Raw genomic sequence first — 23,599 nt, 5'->3', positions numbered from 1 at the left:
AGCATGCCTCCCCCTGACCGCCCTGCCGACGACTACCGGAGGCCGACGGCCCCCGATCCGGCCCTCTCCCGGCCGTCGAAGGAAACTCAAGCGGGTTCGGGTTGAGGCTCCGGCTGCCGTACTGCCGCGGTCTTCGGTTCCCACCGCTGGGTGGTCCGTACATAACCGTGGACCACTGAGGCCATCGCCAGAATGAGCAGTGGTCCGAAAATCCACGGATGCGCGGCCATCTGCGTCGGCAGACACCGATAGGAGACCAGGAGCACCGCGAAGACCGTCACGCCGTGCGCGACCAGTTGGATTCCGCTCCGGTCCCAGCCCCGTTCGAGCGAGCGCAGTGCCGCCTCGATCGTGAGCGCGAACACCACGCCGGCGATGAGGTCCACGCCGTAGTGGTAGCCGAAGCCGAGCGTCGCACCGAGCGTGGCGATGAGCCAGAACGCCCCTGCGAACCGCAGAATCCGTGGCCCCTTGCGGGAATGGACGAAAATGGCGGTGGCCCACGCCGTGTGCAGGCTGGGCATGCAGTTGCGTGGGGTGAGCTCGTCGAACGGCATCTGGTGCGGGACATTGGCCGGCGGGGTGTCCGGCCACAGGTTGGCCACCGCCCAGTGCCCGCCGTCGGCGCCGTAGGCGAAGACCGGTCCGACGACCGGGAAGATCATGTAGACGGCGGGCCCGAGAAGGCCGATGACCAGAAAGGTGCGCACCAGATGATGGCGCGGGAACCGGCGCTCGACCGCCACGTTGCGCAGCTGGTACATCGCGACGACGACCGCGGCCACCGCGAGCTGGATGTAGACGTAGTCGAGAACATGGGCGCCGATCGGGCCGCCGGCCCTGACGATCCGGCCCGCCACCCAGGACGGGTTGCCCAGCGCGTGGTCGGCGGTCGCCACGTACTGGTCCAGGACCGCGGGGCGGGTCTTCGAGGTGATGAGCAGCCAGGTATCGCCTGCCTTGCGGCCGGCCACCAGCAACAGGCCCAGGCCGACGCCCTTCAGCAGCAGGACGCGTTCCGCGCCTTTGCGGCGTGTGACCGCGATGAAGGCACAGCCCAGAATCACCCACAGGGCGCCGTTGCCGAAGGGGTGTCCGTCGGTCACCTCGACACCGGCCGCCCACCGCACGACCAGGAAGGCGACGTCGATACCGATCGCGGCACAGGCCGCCATCAGCCGCTGCCGCCAGGTGAGTACCACCATCATCAGCGCCATGCTGGCGTACAGGAGGAAACCCGACTTGGGGGGCAGTACCACCTCGCGCAGCTGATTGGTGACCGGCCCCGGCAGGCCGTAGTGACGCGCGGCGATCTCCAGCGCGACAAGGAACCCCAGGGCCACCACGCCCGCGGTGGCCCACAGCATCGTTCGCGGTTCACGCCATGCGGCGCATTCAGTTCTGCAGCTTCTTCGCGACAACACCCGCGACGCTTTAGGTATCAATTGTTCGGCCGATTTAGTCAGTTGATGGTGAACGTCACTGTCCGTGCCAGATGTCGCAGTTCTCCCGGTGACGGACGAGTGAGGAGGGCTCCTCATGAGTTCGATCATGTTACCGGAGCGGTGCGGGTGGATTTCGCTCGTCACGAGCAGCAGTACTTCGAGGTCGCTCAGGGTACCGACTGTGACGCTTTATGTAACGAAACAGATCAGGTGGTCATCCCGGCAGCCTTCGGGGCACCGGGATCCACCTTCAGGGCACCGGGATCCGCTGGAATTGCCCCGGGGATTTCTGCACGGTGCCGGGGGCGTATCGACTTCGGGTTCGGGGCACCCGGACGGCAGGAGCGATTCAACAGGAGGCCCATCATGATCGCCCTCGGTGTCATCCTGCTCATCATCGGTTTCGTTACAGGAATATCCATCCTGTGGACCATCGGGATCATCCTCTTGATCGTCGGCGCCGTCCTGTGGATCCTGGGCTCGATGGGGCACGCGGTCGCCGGCCGACGGCACTACTGGTAAGCGTCAAGGCCACTGCCCGGCTGCCGGGGCCGAACCTCCCGGCTCGCGCCCGGGGGCACATCGACGCAGAGGTGGCCAGCAGCTCCCCTGCCGGCCCCCGGACGCCCGTCGGCCCCGGCACGCCACCACGGACGAGGACGCGATCCGCGCACCGCAGCCCGAGGGTGCACGCACCCTCGGGCCGGCCGTGTGGTCGCGGCGGCCTGCGCGCGCTCAAGCCCGAGTTGAGGCACCCGGTGAGGTCACCGCAGCTGAATGAGGTACGCCAACGACAACAGTTCGTGTCAAATGATCAGATAGACCCTTCATGTTCATACGCTTCCGGTAATCCCCTTTCCCACCACCGGGAGACAGAGCATGCGCAAGACGGTACGAATCTGGGGTGCCGGAGCGGTAGCCGCAGTAGTGGTTGCCGGATTCGTCGGCACGGCGGTTGCCGCGGCCTCACCCCCCTCCCCCCAGCCCAAGCCGGCGGCCACGGCTTCGGTGTCGCCCTCAGCGGACGCTTCTGCGACGCACGTGCGCACCTGGGAGGAGTTCCGCCTGCGCGGCGTCGCCGACGTGCCCTCCGGCGGCCGGGTCACCCTCCAGCAGCAGGTGGGCGAGCGAGGCTGGGCCAATCTGCCGGCGTCGGTGAAGACGGACGCGGGCTCGGCGTACACCATGCGCGTCGTGCTGGGTGTGAAGGGCCACAACAGGCTGCGTCTCGTCGACAGCGACATGCGGGTCGTGTCCCCGGTGATCGACGTCTGGGTGCACTGACCGCCCCGCCGTCCGGCACGACACGGGTGCCTCCCGCGCTTCGGCCCGGGAGGCACCCGTATGCCGTGGTGCAGGTGGCCGCCGCATCCGGACGGGGGAACGCGAACGAGGACGTCGCGCGGGCGAGGGCTGTCCGGTCCGCCGGGGCGGACGGCTCACCTCTCCCGGTCCGGCGCCGCAGGAAGTGGTGCGGGCGGGGCACGGGCACCGGCGCGAAGGGCTCGGCAGGCGACAGAGAGCCTGGGACGAGTACTCCGTCGTGCAGGTGGCCGATTACCCCCCGCTTCCTCCGGCCGGGCACCACGTGACCACGACCAGGGCTCCGGGTCGTCGCCCAGAGGAAAGGAGAGCGCCCCCGGCGTGCGGTCCCCGCCTTGCTCACCCGTTCGGGGGGTGAGGAAACGCCGGGAAGGGTACCGGCAGCCATGGCATCGGGACACGCACGACTGGGGGCGCTCAGGCTGAAATCAGCGGGCGGACCGGCCCGTGAACGAAAGGACGGCCGCCCGGGCACCAGGTGAGCAGCGCCTGGTGCCTTCTCCGGCAGGGTGCACATGGCACCTGTGTCGTCAGACAATGGTCGGGGCTCGGAGCCCCGGCCCGATTCCGGCAGGCCGGGGCTCCTCAGCCGGCTAGTCCTCCCAGTGACGGATCACTCGGAAGCTGGCCACCACTCCGTCCTTGACGTGGATGCCCTCCGGCGGGCACACGCGCAGACCGTTGCTGGAGCTGAAGGGTCCGACGGTGGCGACCGGAGCGCCGTTGTCGCAGACCGCCCCGCGGAACACCTCGACGGCCTTGTGACTGTCGTTGCGGATGTTCAGGGTCCTGGCGCCCAGACCGCTGACCACGGTGATGCAGTCGCCCGGGCGGGAGGAGTACGACCGCTCGTTGACGAAGATCCGGCCCTCGAAGTGCGGACGCGGACCACCACCCTCGTTGCCCTTGCTCCAGCCCTCGTTGCCCTTGCCCGCACCGGCGGCGCCGCCGTCGAGGGGGGCGGCAGCGCCCGGGGCGGCCGCGGCGGCCGGGGCCGCCTGGGGCACCGGGGCGGAGGCCGCGGAGGCGTAGGTGATACCGGTCGCGGCCAGAGCCGCGGCACCCGCGACGGCGGCGGTGACTACGGTGGATCGGGGGACCTTCATGGTGCTTCTCCTGTCTGCTCTGTCACAGAGACGCCGGCCCTTCAGCCAGCTGTGATCAACATACCCATAGCAGTCATACCGGTCATATCGAATGACCGGAGTCCGGAGCCGTTCGGGGTATTCGCGGCCCCACGCCCCACCCGCACGGGACGCCGACGACACATCAAGTAACCCGATAAAAAAGCAGATTGACGTACTATTCGGCCTTTTGGGTGATCTTCTGACATCGACTCACCTCAGGCGGCTCGGCGTGTCGCTGCGGGATGCGAGGTGGGTCGTGTTAGAGGGCGGCCGCGCCGTGGAGAGGAGCGCCGCCCGCCGAAGCGGATCGAGCCGCCTCGAGCCGTGCGCCCCCCGGGAAGCGGACTCGGTTACCGGCGCGGAAGCAGCGGACGAACAGCAGTCGCCCGTCCGGGAGTTGAGGCCGAAGCGCGGCGGCAAGCGGGGCGCCGGCAGGTGGCCCGGAGGCCGCACACAGGACATTTCGCGAGGCTTTCGTCGCGCGTACGCGCACCGGCCTCCGCGTCTTCGTGTCACAGGTCTTCACCGTGAACAGGTGGTCCCGAACTCCGTTGGACCGGGCAGCGGTACGGTGTGCCCCTGACCACAGCCGGGCCGCTGGTCCGTGATCAACCAGGGGAGTTTCATGCACCACCGCAGACCGCGCGACCGCCGCAGACTCATAGCGCGAGCGGTCGGTACCGCAGGTGTGCTCGCCGTCGCCCTCAGTGCCGGGGTGACACCGTCGATGGCCGCCGGAAAGGCGTCCGCCAAGCCGACGGCCAGCGGGTCGTCGCCCGACGAGGACCCCACGAACTGGGCGCCCGAGAACGACAGCGCGGCCCTGCCCAAGGCCGCCCACCCCGCCCCCACGCTCAGCCGTGGCCGCTCCTCCGCCGTCCAGCTCAAGCTTCCCGCGCCGAGCGGGCCCTACCAGGTCGGCACCTTCAGCCAGCACCTCGTCGACAAGTCCCGCACGGACCCGTACGTGCCCGGCAACCGCGCGCGCGAGTTGATGGTGACGTACTGGTATCCGGCCGCCTCGACCTCCGGATACCCCCTGGCGCCGTGGATGCCGTCGGGGTCGGGTGCCCACTTCCTCCGCTCGCGCGGGCTCTCGCCGCAGCAGGTCTCGCTGCCGACGACGTCCAGCCACGTCCTCGCCCCGGTCACCACCAAGCTGGGCAAGCTGCCCGTGCTCCTGTACTCGACCGGGCTGCACTCGGACCGCGCGATGGGCACCGCCCTGGCCGAGGACCTCGCCAGCCGCGGCTACATCGTCATCGCCGTCGACCACACCCACGACGCCAACGAGGTGCAGTTCCCGAACGGGCGGATCGAGGTCAACACCATGCCCTCCGGCGCGCACTCCTCCGACACGCTCGACGTGCGCGCCGCCGACATCCGCTTCGTCATCAACCAGCTCGGCACCATCGCCAAGGGCGGCAACCCGGACGCCGACCGCGCCAAGCTCCCCTCCGGTCTGACGAAGACCGTGGACACGTCCCACATCGGGATGTTCGGCTGGTCCCTGGGCGGCGCGGCGGTCGACACCGCCATGCAGCTCGACCACCGCATCGCCGCGGGCGCCAACCTGGACGGCCAGTTCTTCGGTTCGGCGCCGGGCAAGGACCTGAGCCGCCCGTTCATGCTGTTCAGCTCCGGCACGCACAACCGGAACAACGACTCGTCGTGGCGCAAGCTCTGGCCCCACCTGAAGGGGTATCGGGTCGACATCCAGCTGCACACCTCCAGGCACCTGTCGTTCAGCGACAACGAGTGGCTGGTGCCGCAGGTCGCGCCCCTGCTCGGGATGTCCCAGGCCCAGGTGCAGCAGCAGTACGGCACGATCGACCCCAACCGGGCGATCAAGATCCAGCGTGTCTACCTCGCCGCCTTCTTCGACCAGGAGCTGCGCAAGAAGCACAGCGCACTGCTCGACGGGCCTACGAAGAGCTATCCGGAGATCGCCTTCGTCCGCTGACCGGACTGCCGGAACCGGGCCCCTCGTGGGGGCCCGCCTCGGCCCGTCCGGCTGAGTCCGCCCCGTTCACCGCGTGGACAACTGGCTCAGGGCCTCCTGAGCCGGCCGAACCGCTCCCGTCACGGATGGCACAGGGGTGCAGGTGTGATTGTCGTGTGGTCGCATGCGACTAAAGTGTGCGCTTGTCGAACATTCCAGCGCTCGCGCCGGTCGAGAGAGGATCCGCTGCCCTGCCCACCGTTTCCCGGGCGCCTCACCACAGCGCACCCTCCACCCCGCCGCCGTGCCGCTGCCCGGCGGTTGCGCCCGCCGGGCGCCTCGCCCTCGTGCCGCCGCCGGTGACAACCGTCCTCGCCGTGGCCGGCCCGGCCGGCAAGCGACCGGGGCGGGTGCGTGGCGTCAGGCCGACCAGTGCGGAGCGGACCGGCGCGGGCATCCCGCCGTCGACAGCGACCGGCGCCGGGACTCCGGCGGAGCGCCACGCCACAGACGCGTCCGCGGTGACCGGCACACCGGCTCCGGACGTCGCCGGCGGCATGGCGTCGCCGGCCGCGGCCGTTGACCAGGGCGGCGGCAAGGGCCCGGACGGCCCCGGCCGCCGGATTCACCGCGGCCTCGAACCCAGCCGTTCCGCCGCCAACGCCACGATCGCCGACGGTCCGTGGGGCGGCGCACCGCCGGACGGCACGCGCCCCCTGTGCCCGCAGCCTCCGGGCAGCCTGCCGCCGTCTTCAGTCCGCCACTCCGCCTGACCACTGATCCAAGGACCACCGCCATGGCCACCATCCCCACCGCCCAGAACGCAGGCACCCACGGGCACACCCGGGCATCGCGCCGCCGCGGCGGCCGGCCGGAAGCCCCGGCGCGCTGGGAACTCCCGGCACTGGCCGCAGTGCTGGTCCTCGCCGCACTGCTGTACGCCTGGGGCATCGGGCACGCCGCGATCCACCCCTACTACAGCGCGGCGATACGGTCGATGGCGACCAGTTGGCGGGCCTTCTTCTTCGGCGGGCTCGACACCAGCGGTTCGATCACCCTGGACAAGCTGCCCGGCGCGTTCTGGCCCGAGGCCATCGCCGTCTGGCTCTTCGGCCCGCACACCTGGGCGGCCGCCCTGCCACAGGTCGTCGAGGGCGTCCTCACCGTATGGCTGCTGCACCGGATCGTGCGGGCCTGGGCCGGGCCGTTCGCCGCGCTGATCGCCGCGCTGACGCTCACCCTCACGCCGGTCACCGTGGTCCTCAACAGGGCCACCATCCCCGACACCACCCTGACTCTGCTGCTGGTGGCGGGCGCCGGGGCCCTGCAGAAGGCCGTGCGGACCGGACGGCTGCTCCCGCTGATCACCTGCGGCGTCTGGGTCGGGCTCGCCTTCCAGACGAAGATGCTGCAGGCCTGGCTCGTCCTGCCCGTCTTCGCCGCCGTCTACCAACTCACCGCGGGCAAAACCCGGTTGCAACGAGCCCTGCGCCTGCTGCTGGCCGGTGCGGTCGCGCTGGCCGTGTCCTGCTCGTGGGCACTGCTCGCCTGGGTGACGCCGGCGGGAGCCCGCCCGTATGTCGACGGCACGTCCAACAACAATCCCTTCAGCCTGGTCTTCGGCTACAACGGCCTGAGCCGTTTCAGCGACGACGACACCGCGCTCGGCGCCGTATCGGGGACCGCCGCCAGCCGGACCTCCGGAAACACCGGCTGGAGCATGCTGGTCAACCACACCGTCGGCCCGCAGATCGCCTGGTTCCTGCCGCTCGCCGTCCTCGCCACCGTACTGGCCCTGGTCTGGCGCGCCCGTGAACCGCGAACCGACCTGCTGCGTGCCGGCTTCCTCCTGTGGGGCGGCTGGCTGGCCATCCACGCCCTGGTGTTCAGCGTCTCCAACGGCAACCACCCCTACTACACCGCCGTGCTCGCACCCTCGATCGCCGCACTCGCCGGGGGCGGCCTCGCGCTCCTCCGGTCCGAGTACGAGGCAGGCGGTCGGCGGCGCCTGCTCCTGCCCGCGGCGATCCTGCTGACGGTGGCCTGGGCGCTCGTCCTCGACCTGCCGACCGCGTTCGCCTCCTGGCTGGTGGCGCTGGCCGTGATCCTCGCGGTGTGCGGCGCGATGGGCCTGTACATCAGCGGCTCGGACTCCTCCGGAGTCCTGTTCCAGGGCTCCCTGGCCGTCGGAATCGCGGCCACTCTGCTGGTCCCCACGGCCTGGGCCGCCTCCAGTCTCGACCCGCTGTACGCCGGCGCGTCCACATCGCCGACAGCCGGTCCGGTCGGCAGTACCTACCACAAGGCCGTCCACCACCGGTCCGCTCTTCGCCGGGTCGGGCTCGACGATCCCAGCAGCCGTGACACCGCCCTGCTCGACTACCTCACCGCGCACCGTCACGGCGAGAAGTACCTGCTCGCGACCCAGGCCGCCTACCCGGCGGAACGCCTCCTGCGCGCCCGGTCCGAGCCGATCCTCGTCATGGGCGGCTTCACCGGCAAGACCCCCTTCCCCACCGCCGGCCAACTCGCCACGCTGGTCACCACTCACCAGCTGCGCTACGCGCTGCTCACTCCCGTACGACCCACCACCCCGGCCACAACCTGGGTGAAGGCCCACTGCACGCGCATCCGGTCCGGAGACTACGGCTGGCGCACCAAGGGCAGCTTCCGCCTCTACGACTGCGGTGGGAAGGGCTGAGGCTCGGGGGTTGCGCCGGGTGCCCCGGCGGGCGCATCCCGGTGCCGGCATCCGGGACTCGCCGAAAGTGCTCGGCTTGCGCGCCGGGCACGGCTTTGATGCCGAGGACGGGCTGTTCCCGGTGACGCACGAGCACGGCACCCGGCAGGTCAGCGGACGGCACTCCCCTGCGCCGCGGCGGCGAGGCTCGGCTGGAGGCGGCGGGCGACGTCGACGTGGTCACCGGTCCAGATGATGCGGACGGCCGTCGCCGTGGCCTGGCCCCGCCCGTCGACGAGGTCGGTGCGGACGGACTCCACGAGCTGCGACGCGGACGTGGGCAGGAGTGGGACGGGGTCGGGGATGGGCGCCTTGTGTCCGAGGCTCGCCGCGAAGCCGCAGTACCAGTCCATGACACAGGAGGCGGCGCCGACGATGGCACGGTGGGCATCGGTCAGGTCGGCGTCTCCGTGCGCCGGACCGGCCCCCCGCCACAAGGAGACCACGGCGTCGGCGGCCAGGCGCAGTGCCGCCACGCCGGTGACCAGCGCGGTCATGTCGGCGAGCGGCAGGGGCTTCGCACCGCGTTCCGCCAGGTAGGTGCGGAAGGCGTCGTCCAGGCGGCGGGCGGCGGCCGCCGCCTCGCGGTTGCGCTGCACCGGTTCGCCGGCGGGAGCGGTGGTATCGGCCGGGTGTGCAGGGCCGAGTGCGTAGTGCACGGCGTCGACCAGGTAGCGGGCGCTGTCGGTGTATGCCTCGGCGAGAGCCCTGTGAACGGCGGCTGCGGCACCGCGGGGCCAGAAGAACAGGGCGACGACGATGCTGACCGCGCAGCCCAGGGCGATGTCCTGCACGCGGAGCAGGGCGATGTGCCAGTCGGGGTTCTGTCCGATGTTGAACAGCACGACGAGGGTGACGGTGAAGGCGGCCTGTCCCGCGGTGAAGGAGATGGCGGCGGGCGCGATGCCGGCCACGAGGACGGCGAGTGGGAGCAGGAACCACAGCGCGGTGCCGTGGTGCCCGATCAGTTGCAGCAGCCCGGCCCCGATGAAGGAGCCGAGCACGGTGCCGAGCACCGCGCGCAGGGCGTTCTGGCCGGTGTTGAGCGCGTTGGAGCGCAGCACGGACAGGGTGCCGAGCAGCACCCAGAAGGAGTGCTGCACCCCCGTCAGGTCGGCGAGGAGCACCGCGATGCCGAGTCCGACGGCGCCTCGCAGGCTGTTGTGCAGCCACACCGAGCGCCGTCCGAGATGCGCTGCGGCCCGTTCGCCGGCCAGGGCCAGCGGTGCGGTCCGCTCGCCGGGTTCACGGCCGAGGAGCCGGTCGAGCCAGGGGCGTTGCCATGCGCCGGCGGCCAGTTCGACGTTGCCGGCGACCTGAAGGACGGCGAAGCCCAGCTCTTGGGCGCGGAAGGAGAGGTCGAGTGTGGCGATGAACCCGAAGACGTCCGCCGCGCTGTCGCCGACCGGGTGGTCGGCGGGGAGGCGGACCGTGGAACTCGTCTCCATCCCTTTCATGGTGGCCCGCAGTTCCGCCATGGCCGCATGCAGCGGTCCGGTGTCCCCGCGCAGGCCCGTCAGGAGGTCCGCGGCGTGATCCAGGACGTCGGCGGCGACGAGGCGCACCGTGCGCGCGGCCGGGTCGCAGGGCGGAGGCTCGCCGATGTACGCGGGCCGGTCCGCCAGGATGGTGCTCAGCCAGGTCAGCTCGTCGACCAGGCGGACCACGGCGCGCGAGGTGGTGGACAGGCCGGTGGGGCGGTACGGGGTGGTGTCGAAGGCGCGTCGGAGTTCCGCGCTGGCGTCGGCGGTCCGGTCGGCCGCGGCCCGGCGCTGCGCGGCGTCGGCCACGGGTCCGTGTCCGCCCAGTCCGGAGGCATCCGTGCGCAGGTGTGTGGCGGCGGTACGGCAGACCTGGGCCGCGGGCGCGGTGAGCGGATCGGCGACGGGCCGCGGCCACAGCAGGCAGACCGCGGGCACCGCCGCCGCTGCCGCCAGCCCGGCGCCGGCGAGACGCTCGGGCAACTGGGAGAGCGGCACCGGGGTCGTGACCGGCAGGACGAACGCCAGCAGGAGCGCGGTCGCGCTGCCCGCCAGGAGTGAGCTGACGACACCGCAGAACAGGATCACCAAGCCGACCAGCAGCGTCGTGACCACGGCGAGCCACGTCACGCGCGCGACGAGTGTCCCCACGCAGATCAGGACCGCCCAGGCCACGGCGAGCCCCGTCTGCGCCCGCACCCGCTCCACCATCGGGCCGCTGAAGTCGACCAACAGCAGCATCGAGAAGGATCCGAACGCGGCGAAACTCGCCATCGTCGGGGAGTGGAGGACCTGACCGCACAGCGCGAACAGGGCCGGCATCACGATCGCGGTCCGCCCGGCCCGCCGTGTCGCCGCCAGATCCGGATCGCGCTCGCTCCACCACGTCCCCCAGCGGGGCACGGCCGGCTTTGGTCCCGGGATCCGCACGGACATGCACACCTCCCGCCGACACCGTCACGCGGCCGGCCACGACGCCCCCGCGCCACACCCTTCATATGCCGACACGGAGCGGGCCTCCGCAACCCCAGTGCGGACGATCACGACGGGGCTGCGGGCTCTCGCGATCGTCCGCCCGCCGGGGCCCTTTCGCCCCGGCCGCCCGGTCAGGCGAGGGGCGCCCGCCCGCGCCTCCGGATCAGCAGGGCCGCTGCGCCGGCGCCCAGGACCAAGGCCCCGCCGCCCACGCCCGCCCACACCGCGGTCGGCAGTCCGTCGTCACCGTCGCCACGAGCGGAGCCCTGGCTGACGGTGAGGTAGCTGGTCTTCTTCACCCGCCCGCGGTGGCTGACGACGGTGACGGGATACGAACCCGGTCTCAGGCCGGGCTTGATCCGCGCCGCACCCCAGAAGATCGGGTCATCCCCCTCATGCCCCTTGGGGAGATCGAAGCTCAGCCTGGCCGGGGCCCGGAACGCCGGGGATGTCGCGGTCATCCGCTCCTCCTCCCCGGGGTCCGGGTACGCGTCCTGCCACCTGACGTACACGGTGCTGCCCGCCGCGATCGTGAAACCCCTGGCCCGCGCGTTGAACAGACGGCCCGACTGCCCGAAGAACGCGGGGCCCTCGGCCTTGCCGAGATAGTCGTCGTCGCCGGGGCGGGCCGAGCGGACTTCCAGCCGGCTTTCGGCCTTCCGCCTCCCGTGCGCGTCGGTCACCCACACCGCGTACGTCCCGTCTTTCAGGGTGTGCGACATGGGCACGTTCAGGGCGTTGAACGTGCGGGTGTTGTTCCAGGCCTGCTTGTCGTGGGCCAGACGGGCCGGCGAGGTGAACGCCGTCGAGTGGGCCGTGAAGGAGTTGCCGGTCTCTCCGGGGTACAGGTCGTCGAAGAACAGGTTCACGGTGGTACCCGGCCGCCTCGCGCCGTCTTCGTCCACGTCGATGGAGGGACGCTTCGGAGGCTTGACCACGATGGTGTCCCGGGCCACGATCTTGCCCCGGGCCCTGACGACGAGCGGATACGTTCCCGGTTCGGCCGACGCCGGGATGGGCGCCTTGACGCCTTCCCCGCCGGTGTCCCCCGCCGGGTCGTCCATCCGGACGGGGGCCGCGAAGACCGGCGATTCGGCCACCAGGGGTACGCCCGGCTTCCTCTGGTAGTTGAGCAGATCGATACCGATGGCCTCGCCGGGTCGTGGGCCCGCGAACGCCTGACTGATCGTCGGAGGGTCCTCGTCGGCGGCGGCCGGCCCCACCAGACCCCCACAACTCAGCACGCCGCCGCATACACCGACGGCCACCGCCCGTTGCCAGTTCGCCCTCATGACGGCCCCCCTCTCGCTCGCAAAGGAAGAGGGACAGACCAGGGCGACGGTTGTCCCGCCGCGGCCACCTGAGCCGTACGGACCGGTCAGCCTCTTCCGCGCCCACGCGGCGAGCCGCCGCCGGACGAATCCAGCGGGAACCGGGTCGGCGCCCTTCCACGGCGGCCGACGGGCGTGGACGCGGACCCGGGCACAGGGGCGTTCCAGTCCGGGCGGCACCTCGACCGCCGGCCGCAGCGTAACACCCGACTCGGCCCACCGCTGCTCGATCGACATGGCCTGCTCCGGGCTCGGGCCTCCCAGTCTGCCGTCGACAAGTCGGCGACGGCCCACAACACGCGGGGCGCTACTGAACAGGCGGTCATCGGCTCGGAGTTGTGATCGGCGTGGCGGCCCGGAGGTTCAGCCGGCAAGGGCGGCGGGTGGGCCCGAACAGACGGCAGCCGGAGACGGGGACGTCGTCGCCGGCCTGCCCGGTGCGCTCACGGCCTGCCGCCCGCACTTCGGCTGAACAGGGGCGGGGGGGGAGGGCGGGCCCGGACGGCCCCGAGGCGCGGCCGGTGCTGCCGCATGGCCGTCCCGTTTCGCCGTATCGGCGCTGGTCAGGGCGGGTCTCGCGTCCCAGGGGGCGAGCGGGACACGGAAGTCTTGTCCTCGCCCGCCGCGGCCCGACACGCTCGTTGGGCCGTGATCCACGGTGGACGGGGACCGCGCCGACCCGCTGTCTACGGCGCACTTGGAGCGACCATGCGACTCAGCGCGAAGATCGGTACGGCCGTCGGGGCGGGCGTGCTCGCCGCCGGTGGTCTCGTGGGTGGGGCGGGGACAGCGTCCGCCGGCGAGATGACACCGATGGGCGGTTGCATCGGCAACGTCTGCGGCACGATCTACAACCACACCAACACCCACATCGCCGTCTGCCTGAACTGGTCCGGCGGCGGGCGCGACCAGGACTACCAGACCCACGGCTGCCGGCCCGCCCAGGTCGCCTATGCCAAGCCCCACAGCGTCTACGGGGCACCTCAGCACAGGGACATCGACGCGTTCTACATCGCGCCGGGCACGAGCTACTCCGGCTGGTACGCGTGCGCGCACACCGGCGTTACGTACAAGACGTGGCATCACATCCGCACGGGCTGGTGGAAGTTCTCCACCGACTGCATCGTGAAGATCAACTCCAAGCGGGGCTGATCCCGTCACCGGTCGGCCTCACGCCACCGCCACCGCTGACGGTCCGGTCGTGGAGGGGCCCGGCGCGGCCGGACACACGGGCTCGGGCGACGCGGCCGACGGGTCACGCCGACTGCGTCGCGCCCCGAGGCCATGCCCCGGTCTGCCCGCGGGCGCCGGCCCGGCCGGCCAGGCTTCAGGGCGCGAGCTGGTCCCGGGCGCCCATCACCACGACGGGATGCCGCGCCGGATCCAGGGTGCGCAGGAGTGTCTTCATTCCGGACTTCGGAAGGGTGACACAGGCCGACGTACCGTCACCGTGGTCCGTGTGCAGCCAGATTCCGCCGCCCTTGTCCGCCCCGGCGGGGCGGCTCCAGTCGAAGGGCGGTGCACCCTTGACCCGGTTGTAGTCGATGGCGATGACGTGGTCGAAGTCATGAGCGTGCTCTTCTTCCGGCTTCAGCATGGCCTCGTAGGCCGCGTCGTCCTGCCAGTACCTCAGTCGGCTCCCGGGGTCCTCGAGCGTGCCTCCCGCGTCGGTGAGAGTGAAGACACCGACGGGGGTCTGCTCGTCGTCCATGTGATGGTCGGTCGTCCAGCCGAGCCTGCCGTTGTGCGCGGGCCAGCCGTCCGTTCGCTTCCAGGTGGAGCCCCGCTTCTGGTAGAGGACGGCGAAACTGTAGGGGGAGTCCCGGCCCTCGCCGTAGACGACCAAAGCCTGTCCGGTGCCGGGCGGTACCCGGTTCCACATCCGGGCTCCGACACCCGGAGGGCGAGCGCCCGGAGTATGACGGGGAGCGGCGGACGCCGTGCCCGGGACATGGCCGGGAGACGCGGACGCGGCGCCCGGGGCGCCGCCGACGATCTTCGGCTCGGCCCTGCGGCCGCATGCCGTGACGGCAGTCAGCAGGACTCCACAGGCCAGGACCGCGCATATGACACCACGCACACCGCCCCGTCGTATCCGGCGACGAGAGGACGGGGTCTCCATCAACATCCGCATGATCAGGATCCTGTGCCGAACCGGACGCACCCCGCATCCGGACGCGGCATCCGGCCCAACCGTCGTCCCGGCCGACGCGGACGGACACCCTTCGGCAAAGACGCGGGCAAAGACACTGCCCAGGCCTGGTGGACGACCGTAACCCGTGAAGTCGGCACCCGTTGCCCCGGCATGGACGAACTCCTGCATTTCTCACTCGGCATGCCCGAGCCGCACGATCCGCGGCTGCCCCTGTTCACCCTCTCGGAGGCACACGAACTGCTCGGCGTCCTCCAGCACTTCGGCTCGACCGACCACGACTGGGGGGCGCAGGCCCGGCACTTCGCGGCCGAGCTCGCGGCACGCGTCCCCTGCCGCGACGTCTAGGCAGGAGCCGACACCGCCGGGCCGGGCAGTGGTGTACCGGCCGGCCCGGCGCACCTACGGTCGACCACGACCGGGATGCGCTCGCTCCCCCGTCCCCTTGCCGTGGGTCGGGCTGCCGATGTCGATCGCCCTGTCCACCATGCACAGCTCCCTGCCCCCCTCACCCGGGCCCGGCCTCGGTCGCCGCCTCCTTCCACGCCTCGGTCGGACCGACCCTGTTCCACGGCCTGTCCTCGCCATGGAGCCGAGTCTCGACGCCTTCCACGTGTGACCGGCCCACGTCTCCGTCACGCGGAAATCGTCCGCCGCCCTGCCGATCATGGAGTTAGGGTGCCGGGCATGAACGCCATAGACCTGCGCGGCGCCACCATCGACTACGACGACCTCGGCCCCTCGACCGGATTGCCGGTCCTGCTGATCCACGGGCACCCGTTCAACCGGACTCTGTGGGCGCCCCAGGCCAGGGCACTGAGCGAAGCCGGATACCGGGTCATCACCCCCGATCTGCGCGGGTACGGACGCAGCGGTGTCACTCCCGGCAAGGTGTTCCTCTCCGACTTCGCCGACGACCTCGCCGCCCTCCTCGACCACCTGGCCATCGAGCGGGCGGTGGTCGGCGGCGTCTCCATGGGCGGTCAGATCACGATGGAGTTCCAGCGCCGTCATCCGGGCCGGGTGCACGCCCTCGTCCTGTCCGACACCTCCGCCCCCGCCGAGACCGAGGAGGGCAGGGAATTCCGCAACCGCCTGGCCGACCGGCTCCTGGCCGAGGGCATGGACGGCTACGCGGGCGAGGTGATCGACAAGATGCTCGCCGCGTACAACGTCACCGCGATGCCGGACGTCGCCGAGCGAGTGCTGGCCATGATGCGTGCCACCGACCCCCGCGGCGCCGCGGCGGCACTGCGCGGGCGCGCCGAACGCCCCGACTACCGGGACTCCTTGCCCGCCGTACGGGAGCCCGTACTGATCGTCGTCGGCGCGGACGACGTCTACACGCCCGTCGCGGACGCCGAGGCGATCCACCGCCTCGTCCCCCACGCGACCATGGCCGTCATCAAGGACGCAGGACACCTGCCCGGCGCCGAGCAACCGGAGCGCTTCAACGCCGCCCTGCTGGACTTCCTGAGCACGCAGCTGCCCACCCACGGCTGAGCGGCCGCGGACGTCCCTGCACGGGGGCCCCGCACCGCGGGCTCGCACAGGTCACCCAGGTGGCCGAAAATGGAGGGGCTGGACCGGGGACATCATCCGGCCGCCACCCGGGGTACTCGTACTCGGCGTGGCGGACGGGGTCGGCCGAGGAGGGAGAGTCCAGATGGCGCGTCCAGTCGGTATAGACCTGGGAACGACGAACTCGGTGGTCTCGGTGCTCGAGGGCGGCGAGCCCACCGTGGTCACCAACGCGGAAGGCGCCCGGACGACGCCGTCCGTCGTGGCGTTCGCGAAGAACGGCGAGGTGCTGGTCGGCGAGGTCGCCAAGCGGCAGGCCGTCACCAATGTCGAGCGCACCGCGCGATCCGTTAAGCGGCACATGGGCGAGCACGGCTGGCGGTTCCCCGGGCACGGCGACATCGACGGCAAGCGCTACACGGCGCAGGAGATCTCCGCACGCGTGCTGCAGAAACTCAAGCGGGACGCGGAGGCACACCTGGGCGAGGACGTCACCGACGCCGTCGTCACCGTCCCCGCCTACTTCGACGACGCCCAGCGCCAGGCGACCAAGGAAGCCGGGGAGATCGCCGGCCTCAACGTGCTGCGGATCATCAACGAGCCGACGGCGGCGGCGCTGGCGTACGGGCTGGACAAGGAGAACGACCAGACGGTCCTCGTCTTCGACCTGGGCGGCGGCACCTTCGACGTGTCCCTGCTGGAGATCGGCGAGGGCGTCATCGAGGTGAAGGCCACCAACGGCGACACGCACCTCGGCGGCGACGACTGGGACCAGCGGATCGTCGACCACCTGGCCCAGAACTTCAAGAACAACTACGGCATCGATCTCGCCAAGGACAAGATGGCCATCCAGCGTCTGCGGGAAGCCGCGGAGCGGGCCAAGGTCGAGTTGTCCAGCTCGACGGAGACGAACATCAACCTCCCCTACATCACGGCCTCCTCGGAGGGCCCGCTGCACCTGGACGAGAAGCTCACCCGCGCCCAGTTCCAGCAGCTGACGGCGGATCTGCTGGAGCGCTGCAAGGCGCCGTTCCACAACGCGGTCAAGGACGCCGGGATCAAGGTGGCGGGCATCGACCACGTCATCCTGGTGGGCGGTTCGACCCGGATGCCGGCGGTGACGGAGCTGGTGCGGGAGCTGACGGGCAAGGACCCGCACAAGGGTGTGAACCCTGACGAGGTGGTGGCAGTCGGCGCCTCGCTCCAGGCCGGTGTCCTCAAGGGCGAGGTCAAGGACGTCCTGCTGCTCGACGTCACCCCGCTGTCCCTCGGCATCGAGACCAAGGGCGGCATCATGACCAAGCTGATCGAGCGCAACACCACGATCCCGACGCGCCGTTCGGAGATCTTCACCACCGCCGAGGACAACCAGCCCTCGGTGACCATTCAGGTCTACCAGGGCGAGCGGGAGATCGCGGCCTACAACAAGAAGCTCGGCATGTTCGAGCTCACGGGCCTCCCGCCCGCACCACGGGGAGTGCCGCAGATCGAGGTCGCCTTCGACATCGACGCCAACGGGATCATGCACGTCTCCGCCAAGGACCTCGGCACCGGCAAGGAACAGAAGATGACCGTGACCGGCGGCTCGGCGCTGCCCAAGGACGACATCGACCGCATGGTCCGAGAGGCCGAGCAGCACGCCGAGGAGGACCGCGCGCGCCGGGAGGCCGCGGAGACCCGTAACCAGGCCGAACAGCTGGTCTACTCCACCGAGAAACTGATCGCGGACAACCCCGACCGGATCCCGGCGGACGCGAAGAGCGAGACGGAGAGCGCGCTCGCGGAGCTGAAGGAGCGCCTGAAGGGCGAGGACACGTCCGCGATCCGGCAGGCCACGGAACGTACGGCCGAGGCGGCGCAGAAGATCGGCACCGCGCTGTACGAGAGGTCCCGCACGGAGGGTCAGGCCTCCGGCGCGGACACGTCCTCCGCCGGCGCCGCCTCCTCCGCGTCGTCCGCCGCCTCCTCCGACGAGGACGTGGTGGACGCCGAGATCGTCGACGACGACAAGCCGGAAGCGGGCTGACGATGGACGAGGACCGTCCGCGGCACACGGACGCCGGCCGGCTGCGGCGTCAGCTGGAGGAACGCACGGCCGACCTGCAGCGGGTACAGGCGGAGTACGACAACTACCGCAAGCGGGTGCACCGGGACCGCATCGCCGTACGCGAGATCGCCGTGGCCAACGTCCTGCGCGCCCTGCTGCCCGTCCTGGACTCCGTCGACCGCACGTGCGCGCACGAGCCGATGACGACGGGGCTGAAGGACATCGACAACACCCTTCGCACCCAGCTGGGGTCCCTGGGCCTCGAGGAGTTCGGGGAGGAGGGCGAGCCCTTCGACCCGGCGTGCCACGACGCCCTCGCCCATCACGTCGTGCCGGGCTCCGACGAGCTGATCTGCACGAAGATCCTGCGCCCCGGCTACCGGCTCGGTCCCCTGCTGCTCCGTCCGGCCCACGTGGAGGTCACCGGCGCGCCACCGCCCGCGATGAACCCGCTCCGGCACGGTCGCGGGGGACCCCGGTGCACAGCGGCGACAGGAAGCCGGTGTCCGAGCCTCATGTCCACGGGGCAGGAGGACCGGCGCGGGTGACGGCCGGGGGGTGACCACTCTGGCGGGCCCCCGGCTCCATGGCCGGCAGGGCGGCCGGCCGTGGGTCCGGCTCCTCGGGCACCGGCAGCGGCTGCCGCCACGGCGTGGACGCGTCGGCCCTGGGTGCGCTCCGGCGGAGCTCGCACGCCACGGCGTCGGCCTCGGGTGCGCTCGCCGCGCCCACGGCGAGCAGGCGGAAGGGAGCGGACGGCCACAGTTCGACGCAGACCACGGGCCGGCCGGGCCGCACGGCCACGAAGTCCTTCCCGCCCGGATGGGTGCGCGTGCCGAGGCACAGGGTGCCGGGGATGTGGATGCCGTGCCGGTGTACCCCGCGCAGTGCACGCCACCAGTCCGGTTCGACCGTCACCCGGCGCACCGCGGCCAGCGGCACACGCACGTCACCGCGGCGTACGGCTGCCTGCTCCCACCAGGCCAGCCGCACGACCAGGTCGTCAGCCTCGACGAGCATGCGTGCCATGTCAGCGCCTCCCTCCCATCCTCCCGCACGGAGAGGGCGACCGGGCGCCGGAGGCCTCCTCGCTGGCCGGCACGGGAGGTCTTCGGTCGTAGGTCCCGGGCCCGATCCGCCCGTGGCCGGGGCGTGCCAGGATCGACCCATGTCTCACTCCTGGCCCAGCCACCTCGACGTGGGAGCGGTCCGTTTCGCGCGGCCGACCGCGAAGTACGACGACGTTCTCGCCTTCTACCGCGATGTCCTCGGCCTGCCGGTCCTCGCCCAATGGCGCGGTCACCAGGGCTACGACGGCATCGTCCTCGGTCTGCCGGGCACACCGGTGCACATGGAGCTCCTGCAGCACGGCGAGCCGCCCCGGATTCCCGAGCCGCACCCGGAGAACCAGCTGGTGCTCTACCTGCGGGGCCCGGAGGCCGTCGCCGTCGCCGCCCGACGGCTGGCCGACCACGGGCACGACCCGGTCCCCTCCGCGAACCCCTACTGGCCGGAACACGGCGCCCTCGCCTTCGAGGACCCCGACGGCTGGCTGGTCGTACTGGCGCCCTGGGTCTTCGGCGAAGAGCCTCCGCCGGCCGGCTGAGCGCGGGGACAGGGAGGCGCCTGTCCAGTTCAGGGATGCCCGACATCACCCGCGCAGCGTGGTGGATCCGCTCCGGGAACGGCGAAAGGAGTGCAACGATGAATGACGCATGTGGACGACTGCACCAGATCGATCGAACATCGGAGCGTTGGCCATGGTCGGCGACATCGGCGACGAACTGAAGGCGCGGCGCGAGGGCGAGAACGGCCACTGTGCGATGCCGCACACGGCCGACACACGCCTGCACGCCTGGGGCACCACCCGCGAGCACTGCCTCACCGAGGCGGTTCGGGCCCTGGTGGACGCCTTCGCCGATGTGTCGGACGTGCACCCCACCGCCGTCGAACGCGTCCGTCTCGCCCCCGGTGGCGACGAGGAACTGCTGGTGGCGCTGCTGGACGAGGTGGTCTTCCGGCTGGAGGTCGCGGGCCGCGTCCCGGTGGACGTGGAGGCTGAGCCCACCGACGACGGCGGAGTGGAGGTGCGGCTGTCGCTCGCCGACCTCGGTGACGTCACCGTCGTCGGCGCCGCGCCGAAGGGTGTCTCCTGGCAGGAGCTGCACATCGGCCCGGACTCGTACGGCTGGACGTGCACGGTGATCGTGGACGTGTGACCGTGCGCGGCCGCCCGTGCGCCGGGCATCCGGCGGCCGACGTCACCCCTTGACCACCCCGAGCGGCACCAGCCGGGCGACCTTACGGCACAAGCCGGCGCCCTCGCTCGCGGCGACCACGGCGTCGACGTCCTTGTAGGCCTCGGGTGTCTCCTCCGACAGACCCCGCCAGGACTTCGGGCGCGCGGCGATCCCGGCCTGGCGCAGCCGCATCCGCAGCTCACTGCCGGTGACGGTGCGCGCGGCCTGGTGCCGGCTCATGGTGCGGCCGGCACCGTGGCAGGTCGAGTGGAAGGCGTCGCCCCCGGGTACACCGGCCAGCACGTACGACGCCGTCCCGAGTGTGCCGGGGATCAGCACCGGCTGCCCGAACTCCCTGATGTCCTCGGGCAGTTCGGGATGCCCGGGTGGGAAGGCGCGGGTGGCTCCCTTGCGGTGCACGCACAACCGCCGCCGCCGGCCGTCCACCGGGTGGGTCTCGATCTTGGCGAGGTTGTGGGAGACGTCGTAGACCAGCGACAGCCGGGCATGCGCGGTGCGCCGGAAGACGGCACGGGCCGCGTCCGACAGCAACTGGCGGTTGGCCCGGCCGTAGTTGGCGGCCGCGGCCATCGCGCCGAGGTACGCCCGGCCCTCCGGCGAGTCCACCGGTGTGCAGGCCAGCTGCCGGTCGGGCACGGTGATGCCGTACCGGGCCATGGCGCGGTCCATGAACCGCACGTGGTCGGTGCAGATCTGGTGCCCGAGGCCGCGGGACCCGCAGTGGATCATCACGCACACCTGGCCCGGCTCGATCCCGAAGGCGGCCGCGGCCTCGCGGTCGTACACCTCGGTGACCTGCTGCACCTCCAGGAAGTGGTTGGCGGAGCCGAGACTGCCGACCTGGCCGAGACCCCGCTCCCGGGCCCGCTGCCCGACCTGTGTCACATCCGCGTCGCCGACCGCGCCGCCGTCCTCGCAGCGCAGCAGGTCGCGCTCCTCCCCGTGCCCCCGCTCCACGGCGTAGCGCGAGCCGCCGGCGAGCAGCCGCTCCAGCTCACCGGGGCCGTCCGGGTGCCACACGCCGCCGGGGCCCGCCCCGCGCGGTATCGCCCGGTCCAGGCCGTCCATCACCGCGGTCAGTGCGCGCCGCAGCTCGTCGGCGTCGCAGTCGGCGGCCAGCAGCCGCACCCCGCAGGAGATGTCGAAGCCGACACCGCCCGGCGAGACCACCCCGCCCGCGTCCACGTCGGTCGCGGCGACACCGCCGATGGGGAAGCCGTACCCCCAGTGGATGTCCGGCATGGCGTACGAGGCGCAGACGATCCCGGGCAGCGCGGCCACGTGGACGACCTGCTCCAGGGACTGCTCGGCGTCCGCGAGCAACTGCCGGGAGGCGAACACGACGCCGGGCACCCGCATACCGCCGTGCGGTGCGATGCGGTAGCGGAAGGATCGTTCCTCGACCAGATCCATCGCGGCCTCCGCCTCGGCGCGACGCGCCCGGGTGTCACTGTCCGTGCAGTACGGCGAGCACGTCGTCGTCCGTCAGCTGCTCGAACTCCTCGTACCACTCCCCCACGGCCAGGAAGCCGGCGGGCCGCTGCAGGCAGATCATCTCGTCGGCTTCGTGCCGCAGCAGGTCCGCGGCCTCCGGTGAGCACACCGGCACCGCCAGCACCACTCGCTCCGGCGACTGGCGGCGCAGCCAGCGCAGCGCCGCCCGCGCGGTGGCCCCGGTGGCCACCCCGTCGTCCACCACGATCACGGTACGGTCCCGCAGCTCGGGCGCGGGGCGGCCCTGCCGGTAGCGCTGCTCCCGGCGGTGCAGCTCCGCCCGCTCCCGCTCCACGACCTCGTCCAGATCGGACTCGCTCAGCCCGAGGAAGTCGAGGGACCGCTTGTCGAACAGCGGAGGATCGTCGCCCGCGAGCGCCCCGACGCCCAGCTCCTCCTGGGACGGCGCGCCGATCTTGCGCGCGACCAGCACGTCGAGCGGTGCCTCCAGGGCCCGTGCCACTTCGCGGGCCACCGTCGCCCCGCCTCGCGGCAGGGCCAGCACGACCGGGTGGGTCAGCGCTCCCGCCTCCTGCCGGAGACGCAACCGCTCGGCCAGCTCATGTCCGGCGTGCACACGATCTCGAAACCGCATGCCGTGTCCACTTCCTTCCCGCGTCTTCGCCGAGTCCCCACCCGGCCGCGGTGCGCGGTCCTACGACGGTCCGTCGGAGGCTTCGGTACTCCGGGAGCCGGGCGGTCCGGCCCTCCGGACCGGTGACGTGCACCGCCGGCCGTCCTGCTCGTACACGGGCATGCCGACACCTCCCTCCAGGGGTTTCGGCCGGGTACCCCTTCAGCGGCCCACGACACCGGACACGCAGGGCACCCCCGCGTTGCAGACATACCAGGACACATACGGCAGGACATGATGGAGGCAGAGGTGCTTCCTGCGACGAGGGGTACGGCATGGCCGGGTCGGGCTCTGACGGTGACGAGAGCGTGGCGAGCGGAAAGGCGCGGTTCGACGACATCTACGACCGGCCGGACCCCCGCACGTACTTCGGCCGGCTGGCCCCGCTGGAGTACGAGATCCCGCACCACGCCCAGCCGGTCTTCCGGCAGGCCGCCGCCGAACGGGCGGCGCTCGACGACGGCCACCCCGGCCGGCCGGCGGTGCTGGACGTGTGCTGCTCGTACGGGATCAACGCCGCGCTGCTCAACCACGACGTGACGCTGGCGGACATGTACGAGCGGTACACCTCCCCCGCTGTCCAGGAGATGTCGACGGCGCAGCTCGCGGCCCGGGACAGGGAGTTCTATGCCGAGCGGCGCCGCGCGGACGCGGTGCCGGCGTTCGGCCTGGACGTCGCGGCCCCCGCCGTGCGGTACGCCGTCGAGGTGGGCCTCCTGGACGCCGCCTTCACCGACGACCTGGAACAGGGCCCGCCCGGCCCCGGGCTGCGGCACGCGCTCGCCGAGGTCGGACTGATCACGCTGACGGGCGGCGGCAGCTACATCACCGCCCGGACGTTCACGGCGCTGCTGGACAGCGCCCGCAGACCGGTATGGGTCAGCGCGTTCGTGCTGCGGGCGGTGTCGTACGACCCGATCGTCCGGGCCATGGCCGCACACGGACTGCACACCACGCTCGACGCCTCCCGCACCTATCCCCAGCGGCGTTTCACCGACGAGCGCGAGCAGGAGTATGCGATCGCGGCGGTGCGGGCGCTGGGCCACGATCCCGCCGGCCACGAGGAGAACGGGCGTTTTCACAGCCTGCACTACGAGTCCCGGCCCGCGATGCGGTGACATCCGCG

21 protein-coding genes and 1 pseudogene are annotated in these 23,599 nt (G+C 71.6%); 14 read left to right on the top strand and 8 right to left on the bottom strand.

The genetic code is table 11. The annotated features are described in order from the left end of the window. Positions 1 to 86: 86 nt before the first annotated feature. Complete coding sequence (locus AB0D93_RS20150) at positions 87 to 1,367, bottom strand: phosphatase PAP2 family protein (protein WP_362121039.1); 1,281 nt, start codon at positions 1,365 to 1,367, stop codon at positions 87 to 89. A gap of 444 nt (positions 1,368 to 1,811) precedes the next feature. Between AB0D93_RS20150 and AB0D93_RS20145 the strand changes: the two genes are divergently transcribed. Then, positions 1,812 to 1,967, top strand: coding sequence for a DUF6131 family protein (locus tag AB0D93_RS20145; RefSeq protein WP_362121037.1), 156 nt, complete (start codon positions 1,812 to 1,814; stop codon positions 1,965 to 1,967). Positions 1,968 to 2,486: 519 nt separating this feature from the next. Continuing rightward, on the top strand, positions 2,487 to 2,729 hold the full coding sequence (locus AB0D93_RS20140) for a hypothetical protein (RefSeq protein WP_362121035.1): 243 nt from the start codon (positions 2,487 to 2,489) through the stop codon (positions 2,727 to 2,729). Between the two features lie 632 nt (positions 2,730 to 3,361). Here the strand turns inward: AB0D93_RS20140 and AB0D93_RS20135 are convergent. Then, positions 3,362 to 3,874, bottom strand: coding sequence for a hypothetical protein (locus AB0D93_RS20135; protein WP_362121033.1), 513 nt, complete (start codon positions 3,872 to 3,874; stop codon positions 3,362 to 3,364). Between the two features lie 646 nt (positions 3,875 to 4,520). On the opposite strand from AB0D93_RS20135, the gene AB0D93_RS20130 reads away from it, so the two are divergent. The 3 genes from AB0D93_RS20130 to AB0D93_RS20120 all read left to right on the top strand — a co-directional run bounded on the left by AB0D93_RS20130 (position 4,521) and on the right by AB0D93_RS20120 (position 8,538). Beyond that, positions 4,521 to 5,858, top strand: coding sequence for a hydrolase (locus AB0D93_RS20130; protein WP_362121031.1), 1,338 nt, complete (start codon positions 4,521 to 4,523; stop codon positions 5,856 to 5,858). Positions 5,859 to 6,214: 356 nt separating this feature from the next. Continuing rightward, the gene (locus AB0D93_RS20125; RefSeq protein ID WP_362121029.1) at positions 6,215 to 6,610 is read left to right on the top strand and encodes a hypothetical protein; all 396 of its coding nucleotides are present in this window, start codon (positions 6,215 to 6,217) and stop codon (positions 6,608 to 6,610) included. 23 nt (positions 6,611 to 6,633) lie between these two features. Then, a complete protein-coding gene (locus tag AB0D93_RS20120; RefSeq protein ID WP_362121027.1) occupies positions 6,634 to 8,538 on the top strand; it encodes a glycosyltransferase family 39 protein in 1,905 nt (634 codons plus the stop codon). Between the two features lie 149 nt (positions 8,539 to 8,687). Here the strand turns inward: AB0D93_RS20120 and AB0D93_RS20115 are convergent, their stop codons facing one another. Then, positions 8,688 to 10,994 carry an FUSC family protein gene (locus tag AB0D93_RS20115; RefSeq protein ID WP_362121025.1) on the bottom strand — a complete coding sequence of 769 codons (2,307 nt, stop codon included), beginning with the start codon at positions 10,992 to 10,994 and terminating at the stop codon, positions 8,688 to 8,690. Between the two features lie 170 nt (positions 10,995 to 11,164). Continuing rightward, a complete protein-coding gene (locus tag AB0D93_RS20110; protein WP_362121023.1) occupies positions 11,165 to 12,325 on the bottom strand; it encodes a hypothetical protein in 1,161 nt (386 codons plus the stop codon). A gap of 747 nt (positions 12,326 to 13,072) precedes the next feature. On the opposite strand from AB0D93_RS20110, the gene AB0D93_RS20105 reads away from it, so the two are divergent. After that, the gene (locus AB0D93_RS20105) at positions 13,073 to 13,516 is read left to right on the top strand and encodes a hypothetical protein (protein ID WP_362121021.1); all 444 of its coding nucleotides are present in this window, start codon (positions 13,073 to 13,075) and stop codon (positions 13,514 to 13,516) included. Between the two features lie 175 nt (positions 13,517 to 13,691). Here the strand turns inward: AB0D93_RS20105 and AB0D93_RS20100 are convergent, their stop codons facing one another. Continuing rightward, positions 13,692 to 14,246 carry a L,D-transpeptidase family protein gene (locus AB0D93_RS20100; protein WP_362121020.1) on the bottom strand — a complete coding sequence of 185 codons (555 nt, stop codon included), beginning with the start codon at positions 14,244 to 14,246 and terminating at the stop codon, positions 13,692 to 13,694. Between the two features lie 423 nt (positions 14,247 to 14,669). Between AB0D93_RS20100 and AB0D93_RS20095 the strand changes: the two genes are divergently transcribed. From AB0D93_RS20095 to grpE, 5 genes and pseudogenes are all read left to right on the top strand, one after another. Then, positions 14,670 to 14,864, top strand: a complete 195-nt coding sequence (locus AB0D93_RS20095) for a hypothetical protein (RefSeq protein ID WP_362121018.1) — start codon at positions 14,670 to 14,672, stop codon at positions 14,862 to 14,864. A 97-nt stretch (positions 14,865 to 14,961) separates the two neighbouring features. Next, positions 14,962 to 15,094 (top strand): annotated as a pseudogene (locus tag AB0D93_RS20090) (gluconate permease); the annotation flags it as partial. A gap of 109 nt (positions 15,095 to 15,203) precedes the next feature. Beyond that, positions 15,204 to 16,019: an alpha/beta fold hydrolase gene (locus AB0D93_RS20085; protein WP_362121016.1), complete on the top strand. Its 816-nt coding sequence runs from the start codon at positions 15,204 to 15,206 to the stop codon at positions 16,017 to 16,019. A 163-nt stretch (positions 16,020 to 16,182) separates the two neighbouring features. Then, complete coding sequence (gene dnaK / locus AB0D93_RS20080) at positions 16,183 to 18,063, top strand: molecular chaperone DnaK (RefSeq protein WP_362121014.1); 1,881 nt, start codon at positions 16,183 to 16,185, stop codon at positions 18,061 to 18,063. Between the two features lie 2 nt (positions 18,064 to 18,065). Then, the gene (grpE, locus tag AB0D93_RS20075; RefSeq protein WP_362121013.1) at positions 18,066 to 18,632 is read left to right on the top strand and encodes a nucleotide exchange factor GrpE; all 567 of its coding nucleotides are present in this window, start codon (positions 18,066 to 18,068) and stop codon (positions 18,630 to 18,632) included. Here grpE and AB0D93_RS20070 read toward each other — a convergent pair. Further along, positions 18,598 to 19,113, bottom strand: a complete 516-nt coding sequence (locus AB0D93_RS20070) for a hypothetical protein (protein ID WP_362121012.1) — start codon at positions 19,111 to 19,113, stop codon at positions 18,598 to 18,600. The genes grpE and AB0D93_RS20070 overlap by 35 nt on opposite strands. 139 nt (positions 19,114 to 19,252) lie before the next feature. On the opposite strand from AB0D93_RS20070, the gene AB0D93_RS20065 reads away from it, so the two are divergent. Both AB0D93_RS20065 and AB0D93_RS20060 read left to right on the top strand, forming a co-directional pair. Continuing rightward, positions 19,253 to 19,690, top strand: a complete 438-nt coding sequence (locus tag AB0D93_RS20065) for a VOC family protein (protein WP_362121011.1) — start codon at positions 19,253 to 19,255, stop codon at positions 19,688 to 19,690. A gap of 154 nt (positions 19,691 to 19,844) precedes the next feature. Then, positions 19,845 to 20,303, top strand: a complete 459-nt coding sequence (locus AB0D93_RS20060) for an archease (RefSeq protein WP_362121147.1) — start codon at positions 19,845 to 19,847, stop codon at positions 20,301 to 20,303. Positions 20,304 to 20,345: 42 nt separating this feature from the next. Here the strand turns inward: AB0D93_RS20060 and AB0D93_RS20055 are convergent, their stop codons facing one another. Beyond that, positions 20,346 to 21,758 (bottom strand): RtcB family protein, encoded by a 1,413-nt coding sequence (locus AB0D93_RS20055; protein ID WP_362121010.1) that lies wholly within the window; start codon positions 21,756 to 21,758, stop codon positions 20,346 to 20,348. Between the two features lie 34 nt (positions 21,759 to 21,792). Then, the gene (locus AB0D93_RS20050; protein ID WP_362121009.1) at positions 21,793 to 22,434 is read right to left on the bottom strand and encodes a phosphoribosyltransferase; all 642 of its coding nucleotides are present in this window, start codon (positions 22,432 to 22,434) and stop codon (positions 21,793 to 21,795) included. A gap of 347 nt (positions 22,435 to 22,781) precedes the next feature. On the opposite strand from AB0D93_RS20050, the gene AB0D93_RS20045 reads away from it, so the two are divergent. After that, entirely contained in the window at positions 22,782 to 23,591 is an 810-nt protein-coding gene (locus tag AB0D93_RS20045; RefSeq protein ID WP_362121008.1) for a hypothetical protein, read from the top strand. The last annotated feature ends 8 nt before the right edge of the window (positions 23,592 to 23,599 follow it).

Origin of the sequence: Streptomyces sp. NPDC048191 (assembly GCF_040652655.1) — a bacterium.
In the GTDB taxonomy this organism is placed as follows: Bacteria; Actinomycetota; Actinomycetes; order Streptomycetales; family Streptomycetaceae; genus Streptomyces.
This window is presented reverse-complemented; position numbering and strand designations above follow the sequence as displayed.